Genomic DNA, 25621 nt, shown 5'->3' on the forward strand with positions numbered 1-25621 from the left:
GTATCGTGAAGATTGTCGCAAAGTCGCTCATCGCCCTGTTGATCGCGCTTGGCACGGCGGGCCTTGGCATTGGTCCTGGCCACGCCGAGGCCCCCAAGGGCAAGAATGCGCCCGCGCCGGTTCCGGCAGCGGCTCCCGCCGCCCCTCAAGGTGATGCCGCATCTGGCAACAATTCCGGCTGGGTCGCGCGCTGCACCAGCGCCAGCCGCGACGCCCCGCTGGAATGCGCGATGGAGCAGACCGCGGTTCTCACCAAGACCGGCCAGCTGATCGTGCTGGTCAATATCCGCGTTCCCGGCGACACCCGCACGCCGGTTGCGCTGATCCAGCTTCCGCTCGGGCTGAACCTGCCCGTCGGCGCCAAGCTGCAGGTCGACGACGGCAAGGCCGTCGACGTACCGATCCAGACCTGCGAGGCGCGCGGCTGCTATATCAACGCGCCGGTCGCGGCCGATGTCCTGAGCCAGCTGAAGTCGGGCAAGCAGCTCAAGGTGTCGTTCCAGAATCTCGGCAAGGAAACCATCTCGATCCCGATGCCGCTCGCTGATTTCGCGACCGTGTACGACAAGATCAAGTAAGGCGCGTAATTCTCCCCGTCATTGCGAGAAGTTCGCGACAAAATTGCAAAGCAATCTTGCGCTGAAGCGACGAAGCAATCCATGCTTCCGTTGCGGCGCCGTGGATTGCTTCGCTCCGCTCGCAATGACGCCGGGAGGGACCCGACTACTGGCGCGCCATCTGCGCATTGCCTCGCGCTGCTGCTGAAGGCGGAGACCAGGCAGCACGGCCGGCCGCTAGCGCTCGCGCTTGTAGAGAAATGCGTTGTCCGGCTGCGGCATGCCGATCGCTTTATAGAAACTGACCGAGTCAGGCGCCGACAGCAACAGGCACATCGATTCAGGTCCTGCGTGGCGCCGCGTTTCCGCGATCAGGCGCTTGCCGATGCCGTGGCCCTGATGTTGGCGATCAACCGCGAGATCGGACAGATAGCAGCAATAGGCGAAATCGGTCAGCGCGCGCGAGACGCCGACCAGCGTACCCGCCTTCCGCGCCGTCACGATCAGGTTCGCATTGGCGATCATGCGCGCCATCCGCTCGGTATCCGCCAGCGGCCGCCGCTCGCCGAGCCCCGACTGGCGCAGCACCTCGATGAACTCATCGACGCCGATCGACGGCTCGCGGGCATAAAGAATCTCGTTCATCGCCTTCAACCTCTGTCTCAACAGGCCGCGCCACAGGCGCGAGACCATGGTGGATTACGCCGGGCCAATCCACCCCCGATGCCGTAATGGCACAAGCGTGTTTCGCCCCGGCCTGTCACAGCCACAGCAGGCCGCAACGGGCAATATCGTGATTTCAGAGGATGTTCAGGGCCACTGAGGCGGATTGGCTGGGGAACCTGGATTCGAACCAAGACAAACAGAGTCAGAGTCTGTTGTGCTACCGTTACACCATTCCCCACCGAAGTAGCTGAAAACACTTTGCTTTCTTCGGAAGTTCTGCAATCGCGGCAGGGGGTTTTGCAAACCCGGGCGATCACTGGCGCCCATATAGCCGCCTCGGCGTTCGCGGTCCAGCCCATATTCACCGGCTCTCAACAGCGGGCATTGACCGACGCGTTGCCTTGCGGGCTCGACGGTCGCCCCACCCCAAGCGGCTTCCAGCGGCTCGATTCCGTGAGGCCGACGACCTGCTCTGCCAGAGTTGGACCAAAGGGATGCGGGCCGACGGCCCCCCGATCGACCCCTCGCCCTCGATCGACCAGGCTATCAACGCCGGCTTGGCTCGACATCAGGCGTTCGTGTTCCCCGCGGGCACCATGCGCAAGACAACCACGGCTAACCATGTGAGAAAGCCCGCAATCCCCCGCATTGATCGCGCGCAAGTCGGGCTGTTAGGCTGCTGCCATTTCAAGAAGTGACGGCTTCCGTCTGTTTGGCGTCCAGCACGTGGGCGGGTGAATCGGTTCATTGTGGCAGCGATTTTTCCCAAAATGACTTGGCTGATTTCGGGCTCGTGGCTGACGGCAAAACGAGCGAAACTATATCCAGCCATATTCCTGATAGTTGCCGCGCTGGTCTTCGTGGCCAATCTTTTGACTGCGCACGGCAGCCTCGGTTTCTTCGACAAGCCGATAGGCACGGACTTCCCGAGTTTCTGGACCGCTTCAAGATTCGTCCTGACCGGAAATGCCGCGGACGCGTATCATCCGCTTCAGCATCATGCCGCCCAGACAAGGCTGTTTGGCAAAGAGATCGAATACTTCGCCTGGCTGTACCCGCCGACGGCCCTTTTGATCGTGGCGCCATTGGGTCTGCTATCCTATTTGCCGTCCCTCTTCTTGTGGCTCGCCGCAACAGGAACGGCCTACGTCATTACAGTCAGGAAATTCATTCCCGCATCATCCGAAACGCTTGTCCCGATCTTGGGATTTCCAGCCGCGCTTCTCAACGCAACCCAGGGGCAAAACGGCTTTCTTTCGGTCGCGATCATTGGATCCGGCCTGCTGCTATCCGATCGACGCAGCTTTCTGGCGGGAGTCATTCTGGGATGCATGCTCTACAAGCCGCAATTCGCGCCGATGCTGGCCGTCGTCGTGCTTGCGCGCAGAAACTGGAAAATGGCGCTAGGCGCGGCGCTCAGCGTCGCAGCGCAGATTGCAGCCGCCACGCTGCTGTTCGGATCCGACATTTGGTCCGACTTCCAATCCATTCTTCCGATGACCAAGGCCATACTGGAAGAACAGATGATCGGCCTCGGCAAGATGCAGAGCGTGTTTGCCGCCGTGCGGCTGCTTGGTGGAGGGATCGGCCTGGCATACGCTGCGCAAGCTGCGGTCGCAATTGTCGCGGCGGCGCTGCTGTGGCTCATCTGGCGCAGCGAAGCTTCGCTACCGTTGCGAGCGGGAGCTGCGGCCACCGCAATGCTGTTGAGCACCCCATTCGTGTTGGACTATGACTTCGTGCTTCTCGCACTGCCCATCGCGGCGCTGACAAATGAGGGATTGAAAACCGGCTTCCAGCCCTTTGAAAAGTCCGCACTCGCTGCGGCCTGGATGCTGCCCGCGGTCGCCAGGGTAGCCGGCATGTATTGTGGCGTCCCGCTAAGCCCGGAAATCATCTTGCTGCTGCTGGTATTGATTTGGAGGAGGTCTTCCGCCGACTCCAGCGCGCTCGTCGAGCCGACCGGCTGCATCACGAGATCAATTCCATGAAGTCGATGACCCCAAGAGGATCGGCCGCCACCAAGACCCCGAGCAGAAAGCCCACGGCACCGAGCGCAACGGCGCCGCCCCATCCGTAATGCACCAATCCCTGATGCGCCCCCACCAGCGTGCCGAGCGCAATCACCGTCCCTCTCCAGACGACCCGCGCTGCAACCTTCAAAACCTTGATCATTGGCGATCCAACGGCGAAAGGCCCGCCAGCCTCCTGATCAATAGGTCGATCTCGCAAGCGGCGCGTTCAAGCGCGGCTGACCGGAAGCGCCCTGACAAAGCGCCGCACCGCCGCGTTGCCGCGGCGGCGCAAGAGACTGAACAGAAGGCGTATTACTTGCGGCCGCGCGTCAGTACAGCCCGCCCGTCCCCGACCGCATCACGGCGCGATCCGCGTCCGGCGGGATTGCCTGTTGCTGGGTGCCGTCGATCACGTCGGTGCCGGCGACCAGCGTCGGATCATAGTATGGCGGCGCCTGGCCCGGCTTGAAGGCTTCGAGCACCGCGCCCCGGTTCTGACCGGGCGTCGCGCGCAGGCCGGTCTTGGCATCGACCAGCACCAGGCGGATGCCGACCGGCTGCTTGAACGGGGTGGCGGGCTTGTCGGCCAGCGCGAGCTTCAGGAAGTCGCGCGCGATCGGCGCTGCGGTGTGGCCGGCCTGCGCGTTGCGGCCGAGCGAGCGCGGCTTGTCGTAGCCGACATAGAGACCGACCACGAGGTCCGGCGAGAAGCCGACGAACCAGAGGTCCTTGGCCTCGTTCGAGGTGCCGGTCTTGCCGGCGAGCGGCTTGCCGACCTCCTTCAGCGCGGTGCCGGTACCGGCCTGAATGACGCCTTCCATCAGCGAGGTGATCTGGTAGGCGGTCATCGCGTCGAGCACCCTTTCGCGGCGGTCGACGAGCTGCGGCTCGGGCTGGTTCTTCCAGCCCTCCGGCGCGTCGCAGCCGCGGCATTCGCGCTGGTCGTGCCTGAAGATGGTGTGGCCGTAGCGGTCCTGGATGCGGTCGATCAGGGTCGGCTTCACGCGGACGCCGCCATTGGCGATCATCGAATAGGCCGTGGCCATCCGCATCACCGTGGTCTCGCCGGCGCCGAGCGCATAGGCGAGGTAGTTCGGCAGCTCGTCATAGACGCCGAAGCGCTTGGCATACTCGCCGATCACGGGCATGCCGATTTCCTGCGCCAGCCGCACCGTCACGGTGTTGAGCGACAGGCGGAGCGCGTTGCGCAGCGTGACCTGGCCCTGATACTTGCCGGTGGAGAAGTTTTCCGGCCGCCAGATGTTGCCCTGCCCCTGGTCGATCTCGATCGGCCCGTCGATCATCACGGTCGATCCGGTGTAGCCGTTGTCGAGCGCCGTCGAATAGACGATCGGCTTGAAGGTCGAGCCGGGCTGCCGATAGGCCTGCGTCGCGCGGTTGAACTGGCTCTGGTCGAACGAGAAGCCGCCGACCATCGCGAGCACGCGGCCGGTGTGCGGATCCATCGCCACCATCGCGCCCGACAGTTCGGGAATCTGGCGCAGCCGGTACTGGCCCTCGACGGCCTTGCCGTCCCTGAACAGCGGATCGGCGTAGATCACGTCGCCCGGCTGCAGCACCTGCGAGACCGCGGTCGGCGTCCTGCCCTTGGTCCTGGCCCAGCGCACGCCGTCCATCGTGATGATGCCGGTCTCGCGCTGCTTACTGACGGCGCCGCCGAGCTCGCGACCGGGCTGGAAGCCGATCCGCGCCGACTGGTCGTTGCTCTCCAGCACCACCGCCATCCGCCACGGCGAGATGTCCGACAGCGACTTGATTTCGGCGAGCGGAACGCCCCAGTCGCTGGTGAGGTCGAGCTTCTGGATCGCGCCGCGATAGCCCTGCTGCTCGTCATAGTTCACGAGCCCGGCCACCATGGCCTTGCGCGCCATCACCTGGACCTTGGGATCGAGTGTGGTGCGCACCGACAGGCCGCCCTCATAGAGCTTCTTCTCGCCATAGCGCTCGAAAATGTCGCGGCGGACCTCCTCGGAGAAATATTCGCCGGCGAAGGTGTGTGCGCCGTTGCTGCGGTTGGTGACGGCCAGCGGATCCTTGCGCGCCTTGTCGGCGTCGGCAGCGGTGATCCAGCCGTTCTCTTGCAGGCGGTCGATCACGTAGTTGCGCCGCTCGATGGCGCGCGCACGGTTGCGCACCGGATGCAGGCTGGCCGGCATTTTCGGCAGCGCCGCCAGATAGGCCGCTTCCGAGACCGTCAGTTCATTGACCGACTTGTCGAAATAGACCAGCGAGGCCGCCGCGATGCCGTAGGCGCCGAGGCCGAGGTAGATCTCGTTGAGATAGAGCTCGAGGATCTTGTCCTTGGAATAGGCCCGCTCGATTCGCATCGCCAGCAGGGCTTCCTTGATCTTGCGGCTGAACGAGACCTCGTTGGTCAGAAGGAAGTTCTTGGCGACCTGTTGGGTGATCGTGGAAGCACCCTGCGGACGGCGGTTGGAACCGAAGTTCTGGATGTAGGCGACGCCGGCGCGCGCCATGCCGGTGTAGTCGACGCCGCCGTGCTCGTAGAAATTCTTGTCCTCGGCGGCGAGAAACGCGTTGATCACGAGCTTCGGCACGGCCTGGATCGGCAGATAGAGCCGGCGCTCCTTGGCGAACTCGCCCAGCAGCGATCCATCCGCCGCATGAACGCGGGTCATCACCGGCGGCTCGTAGTTCTGGAGCTGCGAATAGTCGGGCAGGTCCTTGGAAAAATGCCAGAACAGCCCTGCGACCGCGGCGAGACCAGCCAGGAACAGGATGGTTCCTGCGGTGAACAGGAACCCGAAGAACCGCAACAGAAATTTCATCGACCAGATTTTCCGTGGCGAATACGTCGCTCGTTCTGAGGGCGCTACGTGCCACTTAGGCCGCCCGGTATATCGGTCGCACCATGGACCTGCAATTCAACACGGGAGAATTAAAGCGCGCCAGGCGTCAAACTTATGCCATAGAGCCCGGCTCCCGCGCGCAGCCAAATCAGCGCCTGCCCGACCTTGGGACGCTCGGAAGGATTGCATCGATCTCGAGTCCCCCTCCCCGATTCGCCCGCGCGCCCGGCGGACGGCACTCCGCTCTCCAAGCGCGGCACTTGCGGGGTGAGCTGGTAAACGAAAGAAAAGCGCAGGCCGGACCGACCGCTTGCACTACCGGGCTGCCGTTCCAGGACCGTGTCGGCAGAAACCGGTGGACAGTCCCGGCGGGCCGACGGGATTAGTGGTTTGTTAACCATAACCACCGCAAGTTGTTCTCATACACGCGACTCGCGACGGGCTGGTTTGCATGGCACTGCGCGGATTTAGACGGCCTTTTGCGGCCGACCCGAATGTCCTCGGATTTCCGAGACCTCCCACATCGGCGATGGGCACCGAAGCCTTGGACCTCGTCTATCAGGCGGCGGATCTGTTCCGCAGCATCGAGGACAGGGCCCGGGCCGGCGAAGCCCGCGCCGAGGCCGCCGAGCAGGCGCAGCTCGAAATCATCGCCGCCACCGAGCGCAAGTTGAGGGACGCGTCCCGGGCACTCGAGGAGGCCCGACGGCGCATCGAGTCCCAGCAGGAGCAGCTCGATGCCGCCGAATTCCGGGCCCAGGCCGCCGAAGCCGAGGCGCGTGAGGCCAAGCAATCGCTCGCCCTGGTCGAGGATGCGATCCGGAGGCGCCTGCTGCTGACCAGCGGGCACGACGACGGCAGGTCGACGGCGGTCGCCTGACGCGAGATCGATCGCACGGCCGAGCCCCTGCCCGGCGGCCGCCATCACGTTATCGCAAGCGACAATCAGTAGCCGCCGGCGAGCCCCGAATTGCGGCGCGGATCGTTCGCCCCATAGAAGCGGTTGTTGCCGACCGGCTTGCCGTCCAGCGACGCCGCCCCGACGATGATGACCGCGAGGTGATTGGCAGGCTGCGGCGGCCCGAACTTGTGACCCATGCCTTCCAAAATCTTCCGCGTGTCCGGCGATAGCGTGAAGTCCTCGAGGTTGGTCGCCTCCGGAAGCCATTGCTGGTGGAAGCGCGGCATGTCCACGGCCTCCTGCGCGTTCATGCCGTAGTCGATCGCGTTGATCATCGTCAGCAGCACGGCGGTGATGATGCGGCTGCCGCCCGGCGTCCCCACCACCATGACCGGCTTGCCGTCCCTGGTGACGATGGTCGGGCTCATCGAGGACAGCGGACGCTTGCCGGGGACGATGGAATTGGCCTCCCCCTGCACCAGGCCGTAGAGGTTCGGCACGCCGACCTTGGCGGTGAAGTCGTCCATCTCGTCGTTGAGCAGCACGCCGGTCTTGGCCGCGGTCACCTTGGCGCCGAACCAGTCGTTGAGCGTGTAGGTGACCGACACCGCGTTGCCGTCCTTGTCGGCGATCGAATAATGCGTGGTGTTGCTGCCTTCATGCGGCGGAACGCCGGGCTTGATCTCCTTGGACACGCCGGCCTTGGCCGGGTCGATCACGGCGCGGATCTTCGCGGCGTAGTTCTTGTCGAGCAGGCGCTCGAGCGGATTCTTCACGAAATCAGGATCGCCGAGATAGCTGTTGCGATCGACATAGGCGTGGCGCATCGCCTCGACCTGGTAGTGCACCGCCTGCGCGGAATGATACCCGAGATCCTTCAGCGGATAGCCCTCGAGGATGTTCAATATCTCGCAGATCACCACGCCCCCCGAGCTCGGCGGCGGCGCGGAGACCACGTGATAGCCGCGATAGTCGCACTCGACCGGCGCGAGCTCGCGAACCTTGTAATTGTCGAGATCCTCCTGCGTCAGCAGGCCCTTGCCGGCCTGGCTCGAGGCGACGATGGCCGCCCCCACCCAACCCTTGTAGAAGCCGTCGGTGCCGCGCTTGCTGATCTCGCGCAGCGTTTCGGCGAGCTCATGCTGCGTCAGCCGCTCGCCGACCTGGAACGGCTTGCCGTTGTTGAGGAAGATCGCAGCCGACGCCGGATCCTCCTGAAAATCCTTGGTCGAGGTCTGCAGCATGCTGACGTCGCCCTGGTCCAGCACGAAGCCGTCCTCGGCGAGTTGCAGCGCCGGCGCGATGACGTCGGCGCGCTTCATCGTGCCGTATTTCTCGCGCGCATATTCCATGCCAGCGACCGAGCCCGGCACGCCGACCGCGAGATGCCCCTTGGTCGACAGGTCGGGAATGACGTTGCCGTCCTTGTCGAGATACATGTTGGCGGTGGCGCCCTTCGGCGCGGTCTCGCGGAAATCCAGGAAGGTCTTGCGGCCATCGGCCAACTGGATGGTCATGAACCCGCCGCCACCGAGATTGCCAGCGGCGGGATAGGCCACCGCCAGCGCGTAACCGACCGCAACCGCAGCGTCGACCGCGTTGCCGCCACGCTTCAACACCTCGACGCCGACCTGCGTTGCGAGATGCTGCGCGGAGACGACCATGCCGTTCTCGGCGGCGACCGGCGCAACCGACGCGGCGCGGCCAGGGGCCGACGCCATGACGCCGATCGCGACAATGGCCGCGACGATCCATCGCGCGCCCGTTCGTGGATTTTGCATTGGAGCTCCCCGACGCCGTCTGGGTGCGGCGTATGTTGCTTCTATCGGAGCGAGCAAGTGTAGCAGGCCGCGCACCCGCGCACTATAGCCGCATCGGCCTTGACTTTCCGTCAGCCCGACGCGCGCGCGGCGGCTTGCCCGGCAAAATCCAGCACCGGCGTCGCAGCGAGCAGCGCTCTTGTGTACTCATGCTGCGGACGGTCGAACACGTCGTCTCGCGTACCCTGCTCGACGATGCGGCCGCCCTGCATCACCACCACGCGGTCGGCAACCTGCTCGACCGCGGCAAGGTCATGGCTGATGAACAGGCAGGCAAAGCCGTATTGCGCCTGCAACCGCTCGAACAGCTTCAGGACCTGGGCCTGGATCGTCATGTCGAGCGCGGAGACCGGCTCGTCGGCGACCACGAAGGACGGGTGTCGCACGATCGCGCGCGCGATCGCGATGCGCTGGCGCTGACCGCCGGAGAGCTCATGCGGCCAGCGCAGCGCGAATCCTGCCAGCCCGACCTCCTCGAGCATGCTGGCAACGCGACGATCGCGCTCGGCGGACGACAGCTCCGGGACATGCCGCAGCGGCTCGGCGACGATCTGGCCGACCCGCATGCGCGGGTCGAGCGACGAATACGGATCCTGGAACACGAGCTGCGAGGCCAGACGGAACGCGCGGTCGCGTGTCGCGATCACGTCCCTGCCCTGAAAGCGGATTTCGCCGGCGGCCGCCGGGATCAGCCGCAGCATGGCGCGGCCGAGCGTGGTCTTGCCCGAGCCGCTGCCGCCGACCACGGCGACGGTCTCGCCCGCACCGATTTCGAGATCGACGCCGTTGACCGCCGCAACATCGGCATCCCTGCGGAACAGGCGCTGCCGCTCGCCGAACGCGACCTTCAGGCCGCGCACGCTGATCAGCGGCTCGCCGGTCGCGCGGCGCCCGGTCGCGGCGCGCCGCCGCGGCAGCGCATCGACGAGTTGCCGCGTATAGGCCTCGCGCGGCGCGGAGAGGATCTGCCGGACGCTGCCGGTCTCCACCAGCCGGCCCTGCCGCAGCACGACGGCGCGCTGCGCATAGCGCGACACCAGGCCGAGATTGTGGGTGATCAGCATCACCGCGGTGCCGTGATCGCGCGCCAGCTCGACCATCAGGTCGAGCACCTCGCGCTGGCTGAGCGTATCGAGCGCCGTGGTCGGCTCGTCGGCCAGCAGCAGCTTCGGCTTCAACAGCATCACCGAGGCCAGCATGATGCGCTGACGCATCCCGCCGGAGAATTCATGCGGATAGGCATCGAAGGTGCGCGCGGGATCGCGGATCTGCACTCGCGCCAGCATGTCGAGGCAGCGTTGCCGGATCCCGCCCCGCGTCAGCCTCTCGTGCAGCGCGAGCCCTTCGGCCATCTGCGCGCCGACGCTGATCGCCGGATTGAGCGAGACCATCGGCTCCTGGAACACCATGCCGACCGAGCGGCCGCGCAGCGCGCGCATGCGCCTTGGCGTGATCTCGGCGAGATCCTCGCCGTCGAGCCGGATCGCGCCGCCGACCCGCCGCAGGCCCGGCGGCAGCAGCCCGAGAATGGCGCGCGCCGCGGCGGTCTTGCCGCTGCCGGATTCGCCGACCACGGCGAGGAATTCGCCGCGCTCGATCGCGAACGACAGGTCGTCGACGACAACAGCGCCGGTCCTCGCGGCCTCGATGCGCAGATGATCGACCGTGAGCAGCGGCGCGGTCATCCGTGCGCCATCCTGGGATCGAGGCGATCGCGCAGGGAATCGCCGAGCAGGTTGATGCCGAGCAGGGTCAGCGCGATGCACAGTCCCGGCGCGATGCTGAGCCAGGCCGCGGTCTCCATATAGGGCCGGCTCGCCGCCAGCATGTTGCCCCAGGTCGGTGCCGGCGGCGGCACGCCGAGGCCGAGGAAACTCAGCGCGCTCTCGGCCAGCAGCACCCAGCCGAACATGCTGGTCGCCAGCACCGCGACCGGCGCGATCGCATTGGGCAGCACGTGGCGGAGCATCGAATAGAGCTCGGAGTTGCCGATCACGCGCGAGGCCTCGATATACTCCTTTTCGCGGATCGACAGCACGGTGCCGCGGACGACGCGCGCGACCGAGGGGATGTAGGCGAGCCCCAGCGCCAGCACGAGGCCGGACTTGTTGGCGCCTACCACGATCATCACCGCCAGCGCCAGCAGGATGCCGGGAAAGGCCAGCAGCGCGTCGTTGACGGCCATGATGACGCGGTCGGTCCAGCCGCGCAGATAGCCGGCGACGCCGCCGACCAGCACGCCGATGCTGACGGCGATCAGGACGGTGGCGAGCGCCACCACCACGCTGGCGGCGGCCCCGGCCATCAGCCGGCTCAGCACGTCGCGCCCGAATTCATCGGTGCCGAACCAGTGCAGCAAGGACGGCGCCTGCAGCCGCGCCTTCAGGTTGATGCGCAGCGGATCAAACGGCGTCCAGAACGCGGCTGTTACGGCAGTGCCGAGCAGCAGGGCGATCAGCGCGCCGCCGATCACGGTGTTGATGCGCCATTTCATGCCACGGCCACCCTTCTCATGCCACGGCCACCCTCGGATCGAACAGCGGATAGCAGAGGTCAACGATCAGATTGACGACGACATAGATCACCGCGGTGAACAGCAAACAGCCCTGCACCACCGGATAGTCGCGCGCGAAGATCGAATCGACCAGCAGCCGGCCGAGCCCCGGCAGCGTGAACACGGTCTCGATCACGGCGATGCCGCCGAGCAGATGGCCGAGCACGAGGCCAATCAGCGTCCAGGTCGGGGCAAAGGCGTTCGGCAGCACGTGGCGGCCGAGTACCAGCCATTCCGGGACGCCCTTGGCGCGCGCATGGGTGACGTATTCGAGGCGCAGCACCTCGATCGAGGCCGCCCGCGCCATCCGCGTCAGCACGCCGATCTCGACCGCGGTCAGCGTCACGATCGGCAGCACCATGAACAAGGTTGCCTGCCAGACGTTCTCCGAGAATGGCACGTAGCCGATCACCGGCAGCCATTTCAGCTTCAAGCCGAACAGCAGGAGCAGCAGGAGGCCGAGCCAGAAGCTCGGGATCGACAGCAGCAGCGTGGCGCCGCCGACGATCGCAAGATCGAGTGTGCTGTTCTGTTTCCACGCCGCGATCAGGCCGGCCACGACGGCGATGCAGGCGGCAAGGCCGACCGCCACCAGCACGATGGTGGCCGAGACCTGGAAGCGCTCCAGGATCAGCGGCAGCACCGGAAGGTTGTTGGTGATGGAATGGCCGAGGTCGCCGGTCGCAAGCTTGCCGAGCCAGTACAGGAATTGCAGCGGCACCGGCTGGTCGAGCCCGAGCTGCGCGCGCAGTTGCGCGGCCTGCGCCGGATCGGCGCTGTCGCCGAGCATCACCTGCACCGGATCACCCGGGATCAGGCGCACCAGCGTGAACACCGCGACCGCCACCAGCAGCAGCGTCGGGATCGTCATGGCCAGCCGTCGTGCGAGGTAGCCCAGCATCGCCGTGGTCCCTCCTCTACTCTACGCTCACGCCCCAGAAGCGCGGTTGTCCGAACAGCCAGCCGGCAAATCCTTTGACGTTGTTGCGCAACGCGGCGATCTCGGCGCCGTTGAACAGCACGATCATCGGCACGTCGTCGATGAAGCGGCGATGCAGTTCGTCGAATAGCTGTTGCCGCTTCGCCTTGTCGTCGATCATCATCGATTCCTGCAGCAGCCTCTGCGCCTCCGGATCGTCCCAGACCTTGCGCGGCTGCGCAGCCTTCGGCCCCATCAGCATCTCGAAAGAGAGCGACGGATCGAGCCGCGGCGAGTAGACGAAGGCCATCGACTGGTAATCGCCGCGGTTGTAGCGATCGAGTTGGGCGGCCCAGTCCAGCACCTCGATCTCGATATTGATGCCCGCGGCCTGTGCCATCGCTTGCACCAGCACCGCGGAATCGAACACGTAGCTGTAGCGCTTGTTGGCAATCATCTTGATCGGCTGGCCATGATAGCCGGTCTGCGCCAGCAGCTTCTTGGCTTCCGCGACGTTCTGGGTGTAGCCGTGGGCCTCGACCTCTCCATAGAACGGACTTCCGATCGGCAACGCCGAATTGTTGGCGCGCGCGATGCCTTCCATCACAGCGTCGATGATCTGCGGCGTATCGAGGCTGAGCGCGATCGCCCGCCGGATCCGCACGTCCTTGAGTAGGGGATCGCGGGTCTGGAACAGGATGCCGGTGAGACCGAGCGCGGGCGTGATGCTGAGCTGCACGTCCGGCCGCGTCTTGAGGTCCTCGACATCGGGGATCGCCAGATTGCTGACCGCATCGAGCGAGCCAGACAACAGGCCTGCCTTGGCCGCCGAGCCATCGGGAACGACGTTGAACCTGATCCGGTCGACTTGCGCGATCTTGGCGCCAGCATAGCCGGTGCGCGGCTCGCTGCGCGCGGCGTAGCCGTCGAAGCGCACCAGGTCGACATACTGGCCGCGCTTCCATTCGCCGAGCTTGAACGGTCCGGTCCCGACAGGCGCGATCCACTTGCCGTCAGGCCCGACCGAGTCGCGGTGGATGATGGCAGTCTGCCCGCAATCGGGCCGCGCCAATGTCGACAGGAACAGCGCGGTCGGCCGGTCGAGGGTGATCGCGACGGTCTGCGCGTCGGGCGCCTCGATCTTCTGGATCTGGGCGATGCCGGTGGCGCTGAGTTCGGACAGGCAGCGCCATTGGGTGGCGGGATCGAGCCAGCGCTTCAGCGACCAGATAACGTCATCCGCGGTCATGCCGGCGCCGTTGTGGAACTTGACGCCCTGCCTGAGGCGGAAGGTGTAGGTCTTGCCGTCGTCCGAGATGGCCCAGCTGTCCGCCAGCATCGGCCCGATCGAGGTATCGTCGCGGAACGCTACCAGGCCCTCGACGATATGCGCCATCACGCCGTCGGTGTTGGCGTCGCGGTTGGTGCCGGGATCGGTGGAGCGGATGTCGGCATTCAGCCGCGTCCGCAGCAGCGTCTCGGCGTCCGCGCGCAGCGGCAGCGCCGTCAGCATCGCCGACAGCGCCAGCAGGCCGACCATCCCGCGTGATGGCCGACACAGGACCATCAGGACGCCCTCGCGGTCGCCGATGGCGCGACCTCATTGCGCGGGCTGGCGGCCACGTCGAGCCGATAGGACGTGAACTGCCGGTTGAGTGCCGGCAGCGGCGCGACTTCCATCAGCCCGCTCGCCGGCTCCATCAGGATCATCGCGACGGTGGCGCTGAGGTTGTTGCCGAGGTTGCGGCGCGGCGGCCGGCACACCGACCACGGATAGGCGAAGTCGTCGAACAGCGCCGTCTTCACGGTCTCGAAGCTGATGGCGCCAAGATGCGGCTGCAACAGATCGCGGACCCGGATGTCGCGATAGAGGCTGTCCGGCGTGCTGGCGATGCCGGTATCCTTGAGCTTGCCGAGCGCAACCGGGCTGACGAAGTGATTGGCGTGCACCAATAGCCCGCGATCGGGATGCACCTGGAAGGTCTCGTCCGGCGCGCATTCGAAGTCGATCGCGACACCGTCGCGATGGCTGACGATCATGTTGTTGGCGGCGGACTTCCTGGTGCAATAGACCGTGCGCATCGACAGCGCGACATGCTCGCTCTCCAGCACCTTGCGCCGGATCAGCGCCAGCGGCGCGCCGATCTGACGATAGTCGCGGTCGCACTGCAGATAGTTCGCGGTGATGGCGATGCCGGCCGCGTTGAAGCCGCAGCGGCCGAGCGCGCCGGCTTCGGTGAAGGTCATGAGATCGGGACCATCGTCGCGGCGCACCTTCAGCACGACGGCGGTCTCGGCGCATTCCCGCTTCCAGTCCCAGTTCTGGGCGTGGATCAGCCGCCCCGACGCGGTTGCCTGCGGCAGCACGACGACGCCGGTGCAGCCATCGGGCTCGTCGGACGCCTTCAGCCGCGCCCGAACCGACGGCTCGGCAAGCTTGAGGATCTCGGTGCGGGCGTTGAGCAGCACGATATCCTCGAACGGAACGCCGGCGCCCTCGGCGATGCCGTGCATCTCTTCGATATAGGCAGGTTCGAACGCCTCGATCACAGGAAGATAGTCGCGCACCAGCCCGGCGACGCCGGCAGCATCGAGCGAGAGCTCCTTGAGCTGCGAGAAATAGTGCGAAGTGCCCTTGCGGATGCGGTCGGCCGCCTGGCGGCCATACTGCTTGCCGCGCTCATGCGGCGGGCCGGAAATCTCGATCAGGGGAAAGGGTTCGACCATCGTTTGCACCAACTTCCTTTTGCGTTTCCGCGAAGGCTAATGTATTTTGTGAGTACATGAAACAAAAATCTGCGCCCATTGCGAAGGCAGCCCCGAGCCGCCTGCAACGCGAACTGTCGGCGGGCATCCTGGAGCTGATCCGGGCGGAAAACCTCGCGCCCGGCACGCGACTTGCGGAGGTGGCGCTGGCGGAACGGCTGCAGGTTTCGCGCACGCCGGTGCGCGCGGCGCTGAAATTATTGGCAGGCCGCCGCCTGATACGGGTCGGCGCAAGCCGCGGCTTCTTCGTCGCCGACAAGGCTCCGCCAGCACCGAAGACAACTGTCAGGCCCGGACCTGCGGATACCGACCGGCTGTTCGTCGCGATCGCGCGCGACCGGCGCAGCGGCCGCCTTCCGGTCGACGTCTCCGAGCGCGACCTGATGCAGCGCTACGGCGCCTCGCGTCCGGTGGTGCAGCGCGTGCTGGCCAAGCTTGCGGAGGTCTCAGCGGTGCAGCGCAAGCCCGGACATGGCTGGCGATTTCAGCCGATCATCGCCGACGCGCAAGCGCGCGAGGAGAGCTACCGCTACCGGATGCTGATCGAGCCGGCCGCCCTGCTGGAGCCGGGCTTTCGACTCGATCCGGTCTGGGCCGCCGAGATGCGCCGGCGCCATCAGGAGGCGACCAAGCAGACCTGGAGCGAGACCGCGAGCATCGCCTTCTTCGAGATGAACGCTGCCTTCCACGAGGGATTGGCGGCGGCCTCCGGCAACCGCTTCCTGCTGGTCGCCGTGCAGCAGCAGAACCGGCTGCGCAGCTTTGCGAACTACGACTGGACCTTCGGCTATGAGCGCGTGCTGGTGAACTGCCGCGAGCATCTTGCGATCCTCGACCGGCTCGAGGCCGGTGAGCGCGAGGCCGCTTCCGCGCTGATGCTTAAACACCTCGAAGGCGCCTCAAAGGTCAAGCGCATCACCGACGATCCGGCCAATAGCCGCAGCAACACCGGCAAATAACAGGAGGCCTCCATGCATTCACCGCACGCCGCGGCAACCAACACGCCCCTCACCCGCGAGGCGATGGAGCCGTTCTGGATGCCGATGACGCCCAACCGCCAGTTCAAAGCCACCCGCGACTGTTCACCGGCGCCGAGGGCATGCACTACATCACGCAGGACGGCCGGCGCATTCTCGACGGCATGGCGGGGCTGTGGTGCGTCAACGCCGGACACGGCCAGAAGCGGATCGTCGAGGCGATCCAGGCGCAGGCCGCGAAGCTCGATTTCGTCTCCTCGTTCCAGATGAGCCACCCGGCCGCATTCGAGCTCGCCGGACGCATCACCGAGATCACGCCTGAAGGGTCTCGACCATGTGTTCTTCACCAACTCCGGATCGGAATCGGTCGACACCGCGCTCAAGATCGCGCGCGGCTATCATCGCGCCCGCGGCGAAGCCAGCCGCATTCGCTTCATCTCGCGCGCCAAGGCCTATCACGGCATGGGCTGGGGCGGATTGTCGGTAAGCGGCCTGTACCGTCACCGCCGCGATTTCGGCCCGCTGCTGCCCGAGGTCGACCATCTGTCGCTGCCGCACGATCCCGAGCACACTGCATTCTCGCGCGGGCAGCCGGCATGGGGCGCGCATTTCGCCGATGAGCTCGACAAGCTCCTGCTGATCCACGATCCCTCGACCGTCGCGGCCGTGATCGTCGAGCCCGTGACCGGCTCGGGCGGCGTCTACCCGCCTCCATCAGGCTATCTCGAGCGGCTGCGCCAGATCTGCGACCAGCACGGCATCCTCCTGATCTTCGACGAGGTGATCACCGGCTTTGGCCGGCTCGGCGCGCCGTTCGCGGCGAATGCGCTCGGCGTGACACCCGATCTCATCACCTGCGCCAAGGGCATGACCAATGCCGCCGTGCCGATGGGCGGCGTCATTGTCAGTGACAAGGTTTATGCCGCGCTGATGAACGGCCCGGAAAACACCGTCGAGCTGTTCCACGGCTATACCTACTCGGCGCATCCGCTCGCCTGCGCGGCCGGGCTCGCCGCGCTCGACGTCTATCAGGACCTCGGCCTGTTCGAGCGCGCCCGGCGCATCGCACCGGTGTGGGAGGCGGCTGCGCATGCGCTGAGGGACACGCCGCACGTCATCGATGTCAGGAACATCGGCCTGCTGGCCGCGATCGATCTGAAGCCGCGCGACGGGGCGGCCGGCACGCGCGGTCCCGAATGCGCCAGGCGATGCTACGACGAGGACGGCATCCTGATCCGCGCCGCCGCCGATACGTTGATGATCTCTCCGCCCCTGATCATCACCGAAGACCAGGTCGAGGCGATTTTTGCGGCGATCCGCCGCACGTTGCACGCGATCGAGTAATCGGAGGCGAAAACCTATCGCCACGGATCGAGCGCAACTGCGGACATCTGACTTTCGATACCGCAACAAATCCGATGTCGTCCCTGCGAAAGCAGGGACCCAAAACCACGAATCTTGATTGGTTTGCCGCGCTGGAACGACGAATCCCGTCCGCAACACCCGCCGCGGCGTATGGGTCCCTGCTTTCGCAGGGACGACAATCTCTTCGCGGAAGCGGGCTCGCAATGACACCAGCAAAGCGAAGCGCCACAGGCGCCTCGCCTACACCCCGCCCCTCGCTCGCAGCCGGCTGTGGTGTCTGCCGTAGGCGGCATAGATCGCAAGCCCGATCACGAGCCACACCGCGAGCCTGATCCAGGTGTCGAGCGGCAGGCCGAACATCAGGAACAGCGACGTTGCCGCGGCCGCCGGGGCGACCAGCCAGATCGCCGGCGCCTTGAAGGGACGCGGCAAGTCCGGATCGCGCAGGCGTAGCACCAGCGTTCCGATCGAGACCACGGTGAATGCGAACAGCGTGCCGATCGAGACCAGTTCGCCGACCAGCCCGATCGGCAGCAACCCGCCGAGCACGGCGGCGACGGTGCCGGAGAAGATGGTCGAGACATAGGGGGTCCGGAAGCGCGGATGGATCCTGGCGGCAAAGCCCGGCAGCAGCCCGTCATGCGCCATGGCGCGGAAGATGCGCGGCTGCGCCAGCAGCATGATCAGGATCACCGAGGTCAGCCCGAACAGGATGCCGAGCTTGATGAAGGGACCGAGCCAGCCGATCCCGACCGCATCGATGCCGACCGCGATCGGATCGGGCACGCTGAGCTTGTCGTACGGCACGATGCCGGTCAGGACGAAACCGACCGCGACATAGAGCGCGGCGCAGATCACGAGCGAGCCGAGAATGCCGATCGGCATGTCGCGCTCCGGCGTCTTCGCTTCCTGCGCCGCGGTCGAGATCGCATCGAAGCCGATATAGGCGAAGAACACCACCGCCGCGCCACGGACCACGCCGGACCAGCCGAATGCGCCGGGACCGGCATTCGGCGGGATCAGCGCCCCCTGCGGATTGCCCGCCGTCACCCAGTTCGCCAGCGAGACCGAGGAGGCCGCGGCGGCGAGAAACAATGCGATGACCACGAGCTTGACCACGACGACGAAGCCTGTGAAGCGCGCGGACTCGCGAATGCCGACCACCAGCAGCGTGGTGACGAACGCGATGATCGCCATCGCCGGGATGTTGATGACCGCGCCGGTCGACGACCACGCACCGGTGTTGACGTCATAGGCGAGCGGCGCCGAGGTGAATTGCTGCGGCAGGTTGATGCCGAAATCGCGCATCAAGCTGACGAAATAGCCGGACCATCCGACCGAGACCGCGATCGCGCCGACCGCATATTCGAGGATCAGGTCCCAGCCGATGATCCAGGCGATCAATTCGCCGAGTGTCGCGTAAGCATATGTGTAGGCGCTGCCGCAGATTGGTACCGTCGACGCCATCTCGGCGTAGCACAGGCCGGCGAACGCGCAGGCGACGGCGCCAAGCATGAAGGAGAGCGTAACGGCGGGTCCGGCATTGGCGGCCGCCGCATGGCCCGTCAGCACGAAGATGCCGGCGCCGATGATGCCGCCGATGCCGAGCGTGACCAATTGCAACGCCGAGAGCGAGCGCCTGAAGACCGGCGTCTCGGCGTCGCCGTCGGCACGCGCCGCTTCCCGCAACAGCTCCGCGGTCGACTTTCGGTCCCAGAAACCGGCCAAGGTGTCTGTCACGCCAATTGCCTCCGCCGCTCGGGTCCGGCGGGACCCGACAGGATCAGCGTACTATAGCGCAGCCGACGTCCGGTGGTTGGCGCACCGGGCGATAACCGGCGCGCTTATCCACCGCGAAGCGGGATGCCTGGCCCTATTGGCAGGGATGGCGGCGGCCGTCGCGGCCAAGGAAGGTGCCGGATGCCGGATCGAACGAACGATAGCGTGCGCAAGACGAGGACGGTGCCGCCAGCATGGCGCCATAGGCATTCGCCGGATTGCCGCCGCGTTGCAGCGCCTGCTGGGCCTCACCCCATGGCGTCAGGGCGCCGCCGTTGATGGCGCTCCGCCCCGGATTTTGCGCGTCGAAAAGCGCCGGCTCCGAAATCTGGGCCGAGACCGGCGTGAACGTCATTCCCACCAGCAGCATGGCGGCTGCGACTGCCCGCGACCTCGTCATACGGCCTCTCCTATCGATCAAATGAACGCGTGCGGAAGACGGCTGGGCCGCCCCTGAAGCCGAGATAGGGGCGGCAATCGCTAGCGCACAGGGTCACGACGTCACGATGCTGCGAGCCATCCGGCTCGCCGCTCAGCGATTACGCACGTCGGGCCGCGGGTCGGAGACGAACCCGTCGCGGTTCGGCATTTTTACTGCCGCGAGCGACTTTGCATCGAGCACCGCATTGGCCGGCACGATGCCGTTGAGGCTGAGGATGTAGGCGGACACCGCGTAGACGTCCTCATTGCTCAGCGACTGCGGCGCGTTCTGCGGCATCGCGCGGCGGATATAGTCGAACAGTGTCGGGGCGTAAGGCCAGTAGCTGCCGACGGTGCGGATCGGCTTTGGGCTCGCGAGCGTGCCCTGCCCGCCGACCAGGCGGTCGCCGACAGCGCCCTGCCCGTTGTCGCCGTGGCACGCCGCGCACTGCTCGGCGAACACGGTGCGGCCGCGATCGACGGTGCCGCTGCCCGGTGGAAGGTTGGAGCCATCGCGACCGATGTCGATGTTCCAGCCCGCGATCTCGGCGGGCGTTGCCGGACGCCCAATGCCGAAGCGATCCTCGGCCTGCGCCGCTGCGGCAAGCATCGCAATCGCGCCCACGACAAGCGCCGCCTTGAGCTTACGCCTGGCCATTGGTCACCTCACCATTCGCATCGATGCGCCAGGGCCAGATCGCGTTGTTATGGTAGAACGAGTTGAGACCGCGCACCGCCACCAATTCGGCCAGCGTGGGCTGCACGTATCCGGTCTCGTCGATGGCGCGGCTCTGGATCACGGCGGGGGAGCCGTCCCAGTGCCAAGGCAAGCGGAAGCGCGTGAGCGCGCGCGTCAGCACCGGCTCCTGCAGCTCCGCCTGCTGCCAGCTCTTGCCCTCGTCGAGCGAGACCTCGACGCTCTTGATCTTGCCGTGGCCGCTCCAGGCGATCCCGGTGATCTCGTGAAAGCCGTGCGTCGTCAGCTTCTGACCGCCGGACGGCCGCGTGATGATCGACTTGGCCTCCATGTAGAAGGTGAATTCGCGCGACGTGCCGTCCGGCATCAGGTCGGTGTATTTCGAGGTCTCCTCGCGCGAATAGGCCGGCTCGGCGACCACCTTGAGCCGGCGCAACCATTTCACATTCATGTTGCCCTCGAAGCCCGGCAGCAACAGCCGCAGCGGATAGCCCTGCTGCGGACGCAGCCGCTCGCCGTTCTGGCTGTAGACCAGCATGGCATCGTCGAGGCACTTCTCGATCGGGATCGAGCGCGTCAGTGCTGCGGCATCGGCGCCTTCGGCGACGATCCATTTGGCGCCCGCCTGCACGCCGGCTTCGTCCAGCACCGTCTTCAGCGGCACGCCGGTCCATTCCGCGCAGCTCAGCAAGCCGACGAGATCGGAGGCCGTCTTGCCGTAGGGCTTGGTGTAGACCGGATTGCCGGAGCATTCGAGGAAGTGGATGCGCGATTGCGACGGAAAGCGGCGGATATCCTCCATCGTGAACACCAGCGGGCGATCGACCATGCCGTGCAGCATCAGCCGGTGCTCGGCCGGATCGATGGTCGGCACGCCGCCATGGTGGCGTTCGTAGAACAGGCCGTTCGGCGTGATGATGCCGTCGAGCTCCTGCAACGGCGTGCGGCCCGACGCGGAGATGTATTGCGGCAGCGTCTTGGAGATGTTCTTGACGACGCCCTTCTCGTGAACCGACGGCGTGCCATAGGGCTGGCTTCCCATCGGATCGCCGGGCGCTTTCATCCATTCCGGCACGTTGGGCGGAAGATTATTCCCCTGTTCGGCAAGCGCGGTAGAACCGGCCACTCCCGCCATCGCGGAGCCACCGGCCAGTGCTGCGCCCGCCTGAAGGAATCGCCTGCGAGACGCCTCTCGCACGCGCTTGTCCGTCGTGTGTTCGCTCATCGACGTTTTCCTCTGACGTTACGAGACGCAGCCTAACACCAAACGTCCGAGGCGAGGCAAGGCCTGGACGCGCAGAGCTGCATCGACGGCGCGTCGTGGCCGTTGCTCGCCGGCCCCGACTTGCGCGGCCACTCACATCCGTTCGCCGGGCAATTGGCTGGCCTGCTTCACCCAGGCGGTGAACTGGGCTTCGTCGATCTCGTCGTTCTCGTGAAGGTGGAGATAACGCGTGTGCTGCTGCTTGGACTCACCCGGCGGCACCGGATGCAGCGAGGCGCCGCGAAAGAACGCCACCTTGACGTAGCGCGTCAAGACATGGATGCCGAGGAACCAGCCTTGCCCATCCATGCCATACAGTGGCGAATTCCACTTCACCGCCTTGTGCACACCGGGAATGGTGCGCACGATGAGGCCGTCAAGCTTGCGTCCGATATCGCGCTTCCACCCCGGCATCGCCGCGATATAGGCTTGCACGGGCGAGTCACCATACCCTTTCGCGATCTGCGGATTGCCACCCGAAAGCAGGCGCGGCTTTGCTGCACCGCGCTTCGTCGCGCTCTTCTTGACACTCTTCTTCGCACGCTTCGCTGACGTCTTGGGCGTCTTGCCGGCCATTGTGCCTATTCCCATCAGTTCACTATCGCGCCCAGCGTCGACCGCTCGAGCCGGATCATATCGACTATGCGTGCATGTTGTCGTCATCCACTTTAGATGTGCGCGGCGGCGGATCGACGCGCTTGATCTTGCGCCGTACGACCCGACGCCTAGCCGGCCACCGGCGGCGTGCCGTGGGTGTGGAACGACTCGATCGTCTTCAATCCCCAGGCCTGGCCCTTCTTGCGTTCCTCCTCGGTCCACACGATCGGCTTCCAGTCCGGCGCGAGGATCAGCCGGGCGCCGGCATTGGCGACCTCGACGCGGTTGCCGCCGGGTTCATAGACATAGAGGAAGAAGGTCTGCTGGATCGCGTGCTTGTGCGGCCCGGTCTCGATATGCACGCCGTGCTCGAGGAAGATGTCCGCGGCCCGCAGGATCTCCTCGCGGCTGTCGAGCGCGTAGGTCACATGATGGAAACGGCCGCTCTTGCCGTAGTGGTCGCGCGTATAGGCGAAGTCGTAGCTCTTGTTCGACATCGTCATCCACATCGCCGCTTCCGTGCCGTCGTTGAGCACGATCTGCTCGGTGGTCCGGCACCCCAGGTAGGTCTCGAAGAACAGGCGATTGGCCTTGATGTCGACCGCGAGGCAGTTGAGATGGTCGAGCCGGCGGACGTTGACGCCGCGCGCCGGAAAGCGTTGCGCCTGGTTCTTCAACGCGGGCTTCAGCTCGGCCGGCGCCTCATACCATTCGGTCTCGTAATAGAGCTCGATGACGTGGCCGTCGGGATCGCGGCAGCGGAATGCCGGTCCCTGCCCCATGTCGCCTTCAATCCAGCCGATGTCGAAGCCGGATCCTTTCAGCGCGGCAACGCGGCGCTCGAGCGCCTGCGGGCTGCGGGCCCGCAGCGCCATGTGCTCCATGCCTGATGTCTTCGACGCGGTCAGCTTCAGCGAGTAGCGCTCGTAATCGTCCCAGCCGCGCAGATAAACCGACTCGCCCTTCCGGCCACTGACGGTCATGCCCATGACATCGACGAAGAACGACAAACTCTCGTCCGGCTTCGGCGTCAGCAGCTCCATGTGCCCGAGATGCGCGAGATCGAAGATCGGTTCCGGCTGCATGGGCGGTCTCCCTCCGCGGCAACGCCGGACCGACCTCTTTCAGCTCGGAGGGCAGCTGCGGCGCGTCGATTTGTACTAGTGTACAAAGGATTAGGTCTCGTCAACAAAATGTTGAGACCGGAAGATTGCAGCATCCGCCGAAGCCATCGTCCGTGCCTAGCCCTTGGACGCCATCACCGCTGCGGGTCCGTGCGGCCGGAAGATGGTCGCCGACACAGTCAGCGCAACGGCGAGCGCGCACACCATGCAGAGCTTCATCCGCGCAGTGCGGCGATCGGTCATCGGCAGGAAGAAGAAGAACGCGATTGCCAGAACGAGAAGCGCATTCACGAGAATGTACATGGCGAGGCCCTCTTGTTGCGTATCAACAAGATGGACCGCCGCTCCCGCGGCCTTCCGTGGCTGAAATCACATATTGAAAACGGCCGAGGCCGGCGGTCAGGCGACCGAGACCGCCTTCTCGCGATGCGACGACAGCAGCTTGCGGATTTCGACATCCGGCACCGGCCTGCTGAACAGGTAGCCCTGCATCTCGGTGCAGCCGAGGATGCGAAGCAGATTGCGCTGCTGCTCGGTCTCGACGCCCTCCGCGGTCGTCGTCATGTCGCTGGCGGCGGCGATGTTCACGACGGCCTGGACGATCGTGGACGATGCGCCGGTCCCCGCGAGATCCCTGATGAAGGCGCGGTCGATCTTGATCTTGTCGAACGGGAAGCGCTGCAGATAGCTCAGCGACGAATAGCCGGTGCCGAAATCGTCGAGCGCGATGCGGACGCCGAGGTCGCGCAGCTGATGCAGGATGTCGAGCGCGACCTCGTCGTCGCGGATCAGCACCGCCTCGGTGATCTCGAGCTCGAGCCGCGAGGGCGCGAGCCCCGACGCCGCCAGCGCGGCGGCGACGTTCAGCGCCAGCGTCTGGCTCTTGAACTGGATCGGCGACACGTTGACGGCGACATGGATGTGATCCGGCCAGTTCACGGCTTCCCGGCACGCGGTGTTGAGCACCCAGTGCCCGAGATCGTTGATCAGGCCGGTATCCTCGGCGACCGGGATGAAATCGGCCGGCGAGATGGTGCCGCGCTCGGGATGACGCCAGCGCACCAGCGCCTCGCAGCAGCTGACGCGGCCGTCCTCGAGATGAAGCAGCGGTTGATAGTGCAGCTCGAAGCTGCCGTCAGCGATGGCCTGGCGCAATTCCAGTTCGAGGCTGCGCCGCGCCTTGGCGCGCGCGTCCATGCCGGCTTCGAAGAACCGGTAGGTGCGGCGGCCGTCGCTCTTGGCGCCATAGAGCGCAAGGTCGGCGTTGCGCAGCAATTGATCGAGCTCGAGCCCGTCGGCAGGCGCAACGGCGATACCGATGCTGGCATCGGTGGTGATCAGATGTCCGCTGCAATCGATCGGCCGGCGGATCGCCTGATAGATCGCTGCGAGGAGTTGCATGGTCTCGGTCTGGTCGCGGACCGCGGTCTGGATCACCGCAAACTCGTCACCGCCGAGCCGCGCCGCGACATCGGTTTCACCGACGCAGCTGCGCAGCCGATCGGCAATCGCGCTGAGCAGCTCGTCGCCGATCTGATGGCCGAGCGCGTCGTTGACGCTCTTGAACTCGTCGATGTCGATATACATGACCGCGAGCTGCTGATCCGGCCTGATCGCCTTCAGCGCCTGCTCCAGGCGCTGGCGGAACAGCACGCGGTTGGGCAGATCGGTGAGCGCATCGTAGTGCGCCATGTGGGCGATCTTGTTCTCGGTGCGCGTGCGATCGGTGACGTCCTCGATGGTCGCCACCCAGCCGCCTTCCGGCAGCGGCGTGTTGACGATCTCGATCGCGCGCCCACCCGGCGCCTGGGTCAGCTGGCGCGTAGCCCGGCCGAGCTTCACGTTGCCGATGATGGCATCGCAGAAATCGTCGACGTCGCCATCGAACGAGCCGGTCTCCTGCCGGTGCGCGATCAGCCGCTGCATGGTGCTGCCCGGTTTCGCCACATCTGGCGAGAGCCCGAACATCTCGATGTAGGGACGATTGCAGATGATGATGCGCGCCGAGGCATCGTACAGCACGAGGCCCTGCGGGATGTTGTTCACGGCGGTCATCAGATTGCGACGTTCGGTGGCAAGCCGTGCGTCGGAGATTTCGTGCCGCTTCAGCAACAGGAAGACGATCACGGCCATGATCGCGAACGCCGCCATCAGCAGGCCTTCGCGCTCGCTCCACTGAGCCGTCGCGGTTCCGAACAGGCTGCCGACCAGCAGGCCGGCACAGAACGCCAGCCCCTTGGTCGAGCGGGTGTCGGCATTCCCTGACGTTGAATTGCGGTCTTCGTTGCGCACGCTGATCTCTCCCGGGCGCGGCATCGTTACGCGGCACTGATGGAAAGGTCGTTACAAGTCGCAGTTAGCAATCGGTT

The 25621-nt window shown here is 65.6% G+C and carries 21 protein-coding genes, 1 tRNA gene and 1 pseudogene; 5 read left to right on the forward strand and 18 right to left on the reverse strand.

Annotated features, from left to right (window positions below; genetic code table 11):
* The first annotated feature begins 5 nt into the window (after positions 1–5).
* Entirely contained in the window at positions 6–578 is a 573-nt protein-coding gene (locus XH92_RS27520; RefSeq protein ID WP_194454916.1) for an invasion associated locus B family protein, read from the forward strand.
* Positions 579–794: 216 nt separating this feature from the next.
* Here XH92_RS27520 and XH92_RS27525 read toward each other — a convergent pair whose 3' ends face one another.
* Positions 795–1202 carry a GNAT family N-acetyltransferase gene (locus tag XH92_RS27525; protein ID WP_194454917.1) on the reverse strand — a complete coding sequence of 136 codons (408 nt, stop codon included), beginning with the start codon at positions 1200–1202 and terminating at the stop codon, positions 795–797.
* A gap of 185 nt (positions 1203–1387) precedes the next feature.
* Positions 1388–1461 (reverse strand) — tRNA-Gln (locus XH92_RS27530).
* Positions 1462–1993: 532 nt separating this feature from the next.
* Between XH92_RS27530 and XH92_RS27535 the strand changes: the two genes are divergently transcribed.
* Positions 1994–3214, forward strand: coding sequence for a glycosyltransferase family 87 protein (locus XH92_RS27535; RefSeq protein ID WP_194454918.1), 1221 nt, complete (start codon positions 1994–1996; stop codon positions 3212–3214).
* On the opposite strand, the gene XH92_RS27540 is transcribed toward XH92_RS27535, so the two are convergent.
* Together XH92_RS27540 and XH92_RS27545 are read right to left on the reverse strand one after the other, a co-directional pair.
* Positions 3195–3398 carry a hypothetical protein gene (locus tag XH92_RS27540; RefSeq protein ID WP_194454919.1) on the reverse strand — a complete coding sequence of 68 codons (204 nt, stop codon included), beginning with the start codon at positions 3396–3398 and terminating at the stop codon, positions 3195–3197. The genes XH92_RS27535 and XH92_RS27540 overlap by 20 nt on opposite strands.
* 169 nt (positions 3399–3567) lie before the next feature.
* Positions 3568–6048 carry a penicillin-binding protein 1A gene (locus XH92_RS27545; RefSeq protein ID WP_194454920.1) on the reverse strand — a complete coding sequence of 827 codons (2481 nt, stop codon included), beginning with the start codon at positions 6046–6048 and terminating at the stop codon, positions 3568–3570.
* Between the two features lie 550 nt (positions 6049–6598).
* On the opposite strand from XH92_RS27545, the gene XH92_RS27550 reads away from it, so the two are divergent.
* The gene (locus tag XH92_RS27550) at positions 6599–6949 is read left to right on the forward strand and encodes a hypothetical protein (protein WP_028344609.1); all 351 of its coding nucleotides are present in this window, start codon (positions 6599–6601) and stop codon (positions 6947–6949) included.
* Positions 6950–7014: 65 nt separating this feature from the next.
* On the opposite strand, the gene ggt is transcribed toward XH92_RS27550, so the two are convergent.
* The 6 genes from ggt to XH92_RS27580 all read right to left on the reverse strand — a co-directional run bounded on the left by ggt (position 7015) and on the right by XH92_RS27580 (position 14990).
* Positions 7015–8751, reverse strand: coding sequence for a gamma-glutamyltransferase (gene ggt, locus XH92_RS27555; protein ID WP_194454921.1), 1737 nt, complete (start codon positions 8749–8751; stop codon positions 7015–7017).
* Between the two features lie 110 nt (positions 8752–8861).
* Entirely contained in the window at positions 8862–10475 is a 1614-nt protein-coding gene (locus tag XH92_RS27560) for an ABC transporter ATP-binding protein (RefSeq protein WP_194454922.1), read from the reverse strand.
* Entirely contained in the window at positions 10472–11284 is an 813-nt protein-coding gene (locus XH92_RS27565) for an ABC transporter permease (RefSeq protein WP_194454923.1), read from the reverse strand. Before XH92_RS27565 ends, XH92_RS27560 begins: the two co-directional genes overlap by 4 nt.
* A 16-nt stretch (positions 11285–11300) precedes the next feature.
* The gene (locus XH92_RS27570) at positions 11301–12245 is read right to left on the reverse strand and encodes an ABC transporter permease (RefSeq protein ID WP_194454924.1); all 945 of its coding nucleotides are present in this window, start codon (positions 12243–12245) and stop codon (positions 11301–11303) included.
* Positions 12246–12261: 16 nt separating this feature from the next.
* Positions 12262–13830 (reverse strand): ABC transporter substrate-binding protein, encoded by a 1569-nt coding sequence (locus tag XH92_RS27575; protein WP_194454925.1) that lies wholly within the window; start codon positions 13828–13830, stop codon positions 12262–12264.
* Positions 13830–14990, reverse strand: a complete 1161-nt coding sequence (locus tag XH92_RS27580; RefSeq protein ID WP_194454926.1) for a C45 family peptidase — start codon at positions 14988–14990, stop codon at positions 13830–13832. Before XH92_RS27580 ends, XH92_RS27575 begins: the two co-directional genes overlap by 1 nt.
* 56 nt (positions 14991–15046) lie before the next feature.
* Between XH92_RS27580 and XH92_RS27585 the strand changes: the two genes are divergently transcribed.
* Together XH92_RS27585 and XH92_RS27590 are read left to right on the forward strand one after the other, a co-directional pair.
* Positions 15047–15988, forward strand: a complete 942-nt coding sequence (locus XH92_RS27585) for a GntR family transcriptional regulator (RefSeq protein ID WP_194454927.1) — start codon at positions 15047–15049, stop codon at positions 15986–15988.
* Positions 15989–16000: 12 nt separating this feature from the next.
* Positions 16001–17350: pseudogene (locus tag XH92_RS27590) on the forward strand (aspartate aminotransferase family protein).
* Between the two features lie 261 nt (positions 17351–17611).
* Here XH92_RS27590 and XH92_RS27595 read toward each other — a convergent pair.
* The 8 genes from XH92_RS27595 to XH92_RS27630 all read right to left on the reverse strand — a co-directional run bounded on the left by XH92_RS27595 (position 17612) and on the right by XH92_RS27630 (position 25544).
* The gene (locus tag XH92_RS27595; RefSeq protein WP_194461442.1) at positions 17612–19099 is read right to left on the reverse strand and encodes an amino acid permease; all 1488 of its coding nucleotides are present in this window, start codon (positions 19097–19099) and stop codon (positions 17612–17614) included.
* Between the two features lie 145 nt (positions 19100–19244).
* Positions 19245–19550 carry a BA14K family protein gene (locus XH92_RS27600; RefSeq protein ID WP_194454928.1) on the reverse strand — a complete coding sequence of 102 codons (306 nt, stop codon included), beginning with the start codon at positions 19548–19550 and terminating at the stop codon, positions 19245–19247.
* A gap of 132 nt (positions 19551–19682) precedes the next feature.
* A complete protein-coding gene (locus tag XH92_RS27605; protein WP_371818094.1) occupies positions 19683–20180 on the reverse strand; it encodes a c-type cytochrome in 498 nt (165 codons plus the stop codon).
* Between the two features lie 34 nt (positions 20181–20214).
* Positions 20215–21492, reverse strand: a complete 1278-nt coding sequence (gene soxC, locus XH92_RS27610; RefSeq protein ID WP_194454930.1) for a sulfite dehydrogenase — start codon at positions 21490–21492, stop codon at positions 20215–20217.
* A gap of 132 nt (positions 21493–21624) precedes the next feature.
* A complete protein-coding gene (locus XH92_RS27615; RefSeq protein WP_194454931.1) occupies positions 21625–22107 on the reverse strand; it encodes a DUF1801 domain-containing protein in 483 nt (160 codons plus the stop codon).
* Positions 22108–22256: 149 nt separating this feature from the next.
* Positions 22257–23213, reverse strand: coding sequence for a catechol 2,3-dioxygenase (locus XH92_RS27620; RefSeq protein WP_194454932.1), 957 nt, complete (start codon positions 23211–23213; stop codon positions 22257–22259).
* A gap of 156 nt (positions 23214–23369) precedes the next feature.
* Complete coding sequence (locus tag XH92_RS27625; protein ID WP_194454933.1) at positions 23370–23555, reverse strand: hypothetical protein; 186 nt, start codon at positions 23553–23555, stop codon at positions 23370–23372.
* Between the two features lie 96 nt (positions 23556–23651).
* Positions 23652–25544, reverse strand: a complete 1893-nt coding sequence (locus tag XH92_RS27630) for a putative bifunctional diguanylate cyclase/phosphodiesterase (protein WP_371817827.1) — start codon at positions 25542–25544, stop codon at positions 23652–23654.
* Positions 25545–25621: the final 77 nt, after the last annotated feature.

The organism is Bradyrhizobium sp. CCBAU 53421 (assembly GCF_015291625.1).
Classification (GTDB): domain Bacteria; phylum Pseudomonadota; class Alphaproteobacteria; order Rhizobiales; family Xanthobacteraceae; genus Bradyrhizobium.

Coding starts and splice junctions, on each gene's coding strand:
- XH92_RS27550 (WP_028344609.1), top strand. CDS start 6,599: ATGGGCACCGAAGCCTTGGACCTCGTCTATCAGGCGGCGGATCTGTTC.
- XH92_RS27575 (WP_194454925.1), bottom strand. CDS start 13,830: ATGGTCCTGTGTCGGCCATCACGCGGGATGGTCGGCCTGCTGGCGCTG.
- XH92_RS27565 (WP_194454923.1), bottom strand. CDS start 11,284: ATGAAATGGCGCATCAACACCGTGATCGGCGGCGCGCTGATCGCCCTG.
- ggt (WP_194454921.1), bottom strand. CDS start 8,751: ATGCAAAATCCACGAACGGGCGCGCGATGGATCGTCGCGGCCATTGTC.
- XH92_RS27625 (WP_194454933.1), bottom strand. CDS start 23,555: ATGTACATTCTCGTGAATGCGCTTCTCGTTCTGGCAATCGCGTTCTTC.
- XH92_RS27605 (WP_371818094.1), bottom strand. CDS start 20,180: ATGCTTGCCGCAGCGGCGCAGGCCGAGGATCGCTTCGGCATTGGGCGT.
- XH92_RS27545 (WP_194454920.1), bottom strand. CDS start 6,048: ATGAAATTTCTGTTGCGGTTCTTCGGGTTCCTGTTCACCGCAGGAACC.
- XH92_RS27525 (WP_194454917.1), bottom strand. CDS start 1,202: ATGAACGAGATTCTTTATGCCCGCGAGCCGTCGATCGGCGTCGATGAG.
- XH92_RS27560 (WP_194454922.1), bottom strand. CDS start 10,475: ATGACCGCGCCGCTGCTCACGGTCGATCATCTGCGCATCGAGGCCGCG.
- XH92_RS27540 (WP_194454919.1), bottom strand. CDS start 3,398: ATGATCAAGGTTTTGAAGGTTGCAGCGCGGGTCGTCTGGAGAGGGACG.
- XH92_RS27600 (WP_194454928.1), bottom strand. CDS start 19,550: ATGACGAGGTCGCGGGCAGTCGCAGCCGCCATGCTGCTGGTGGGAATG.
- XH92_RS27570 (WP_194454924.1), bottom strand. CDS start 12,245: ATGCTGGGCTACCTCGCACGACGGCTGGCCATGACGATCCCGACGCTG.
- XH92_RS27620 (WP_194454932.1), bottom strand. CDS start 23,213: ATGCAGCCGGAACCGATCTTCGATCTCGCGCATCTCGGGCACATGGAG.
- soxC (WP_194454930.1), bottom strand. CDS start 21,492: ATGAGCGAACACACGACGGACAAGCGCGTGCGAGAGGCGTCTCGCAGG.
- XH92_RS27585 (WP_194454927.1), top strand. CDS start 15,047: ATGAAACAAAAATCTGCGCCCATTGCGAAGGCAGCCCCGAGCCGCCTG.
- XH92_RS27535 (WP_194454918.1), top strand. CDS start 1,994: ATGACTTGGCTGATTTCGGGCTCGTGGCTGACGGCAAAACGAGCGAAA.
- XH92_RS27615 (WP_194454931.1), bottom strand. CDS start 22,107: ATGGCCGGCAAGACGCCCAAGACGTCAGCGAAGCGTGCGAAGAAGAGT.
- XH92_RS27580 (WP_194454926.1), bottom strand. CDS start 14,990: ATGGTCGAACCCTTTCCCCTGATCGAGATTTCCGGCCCGCCGCATGAG.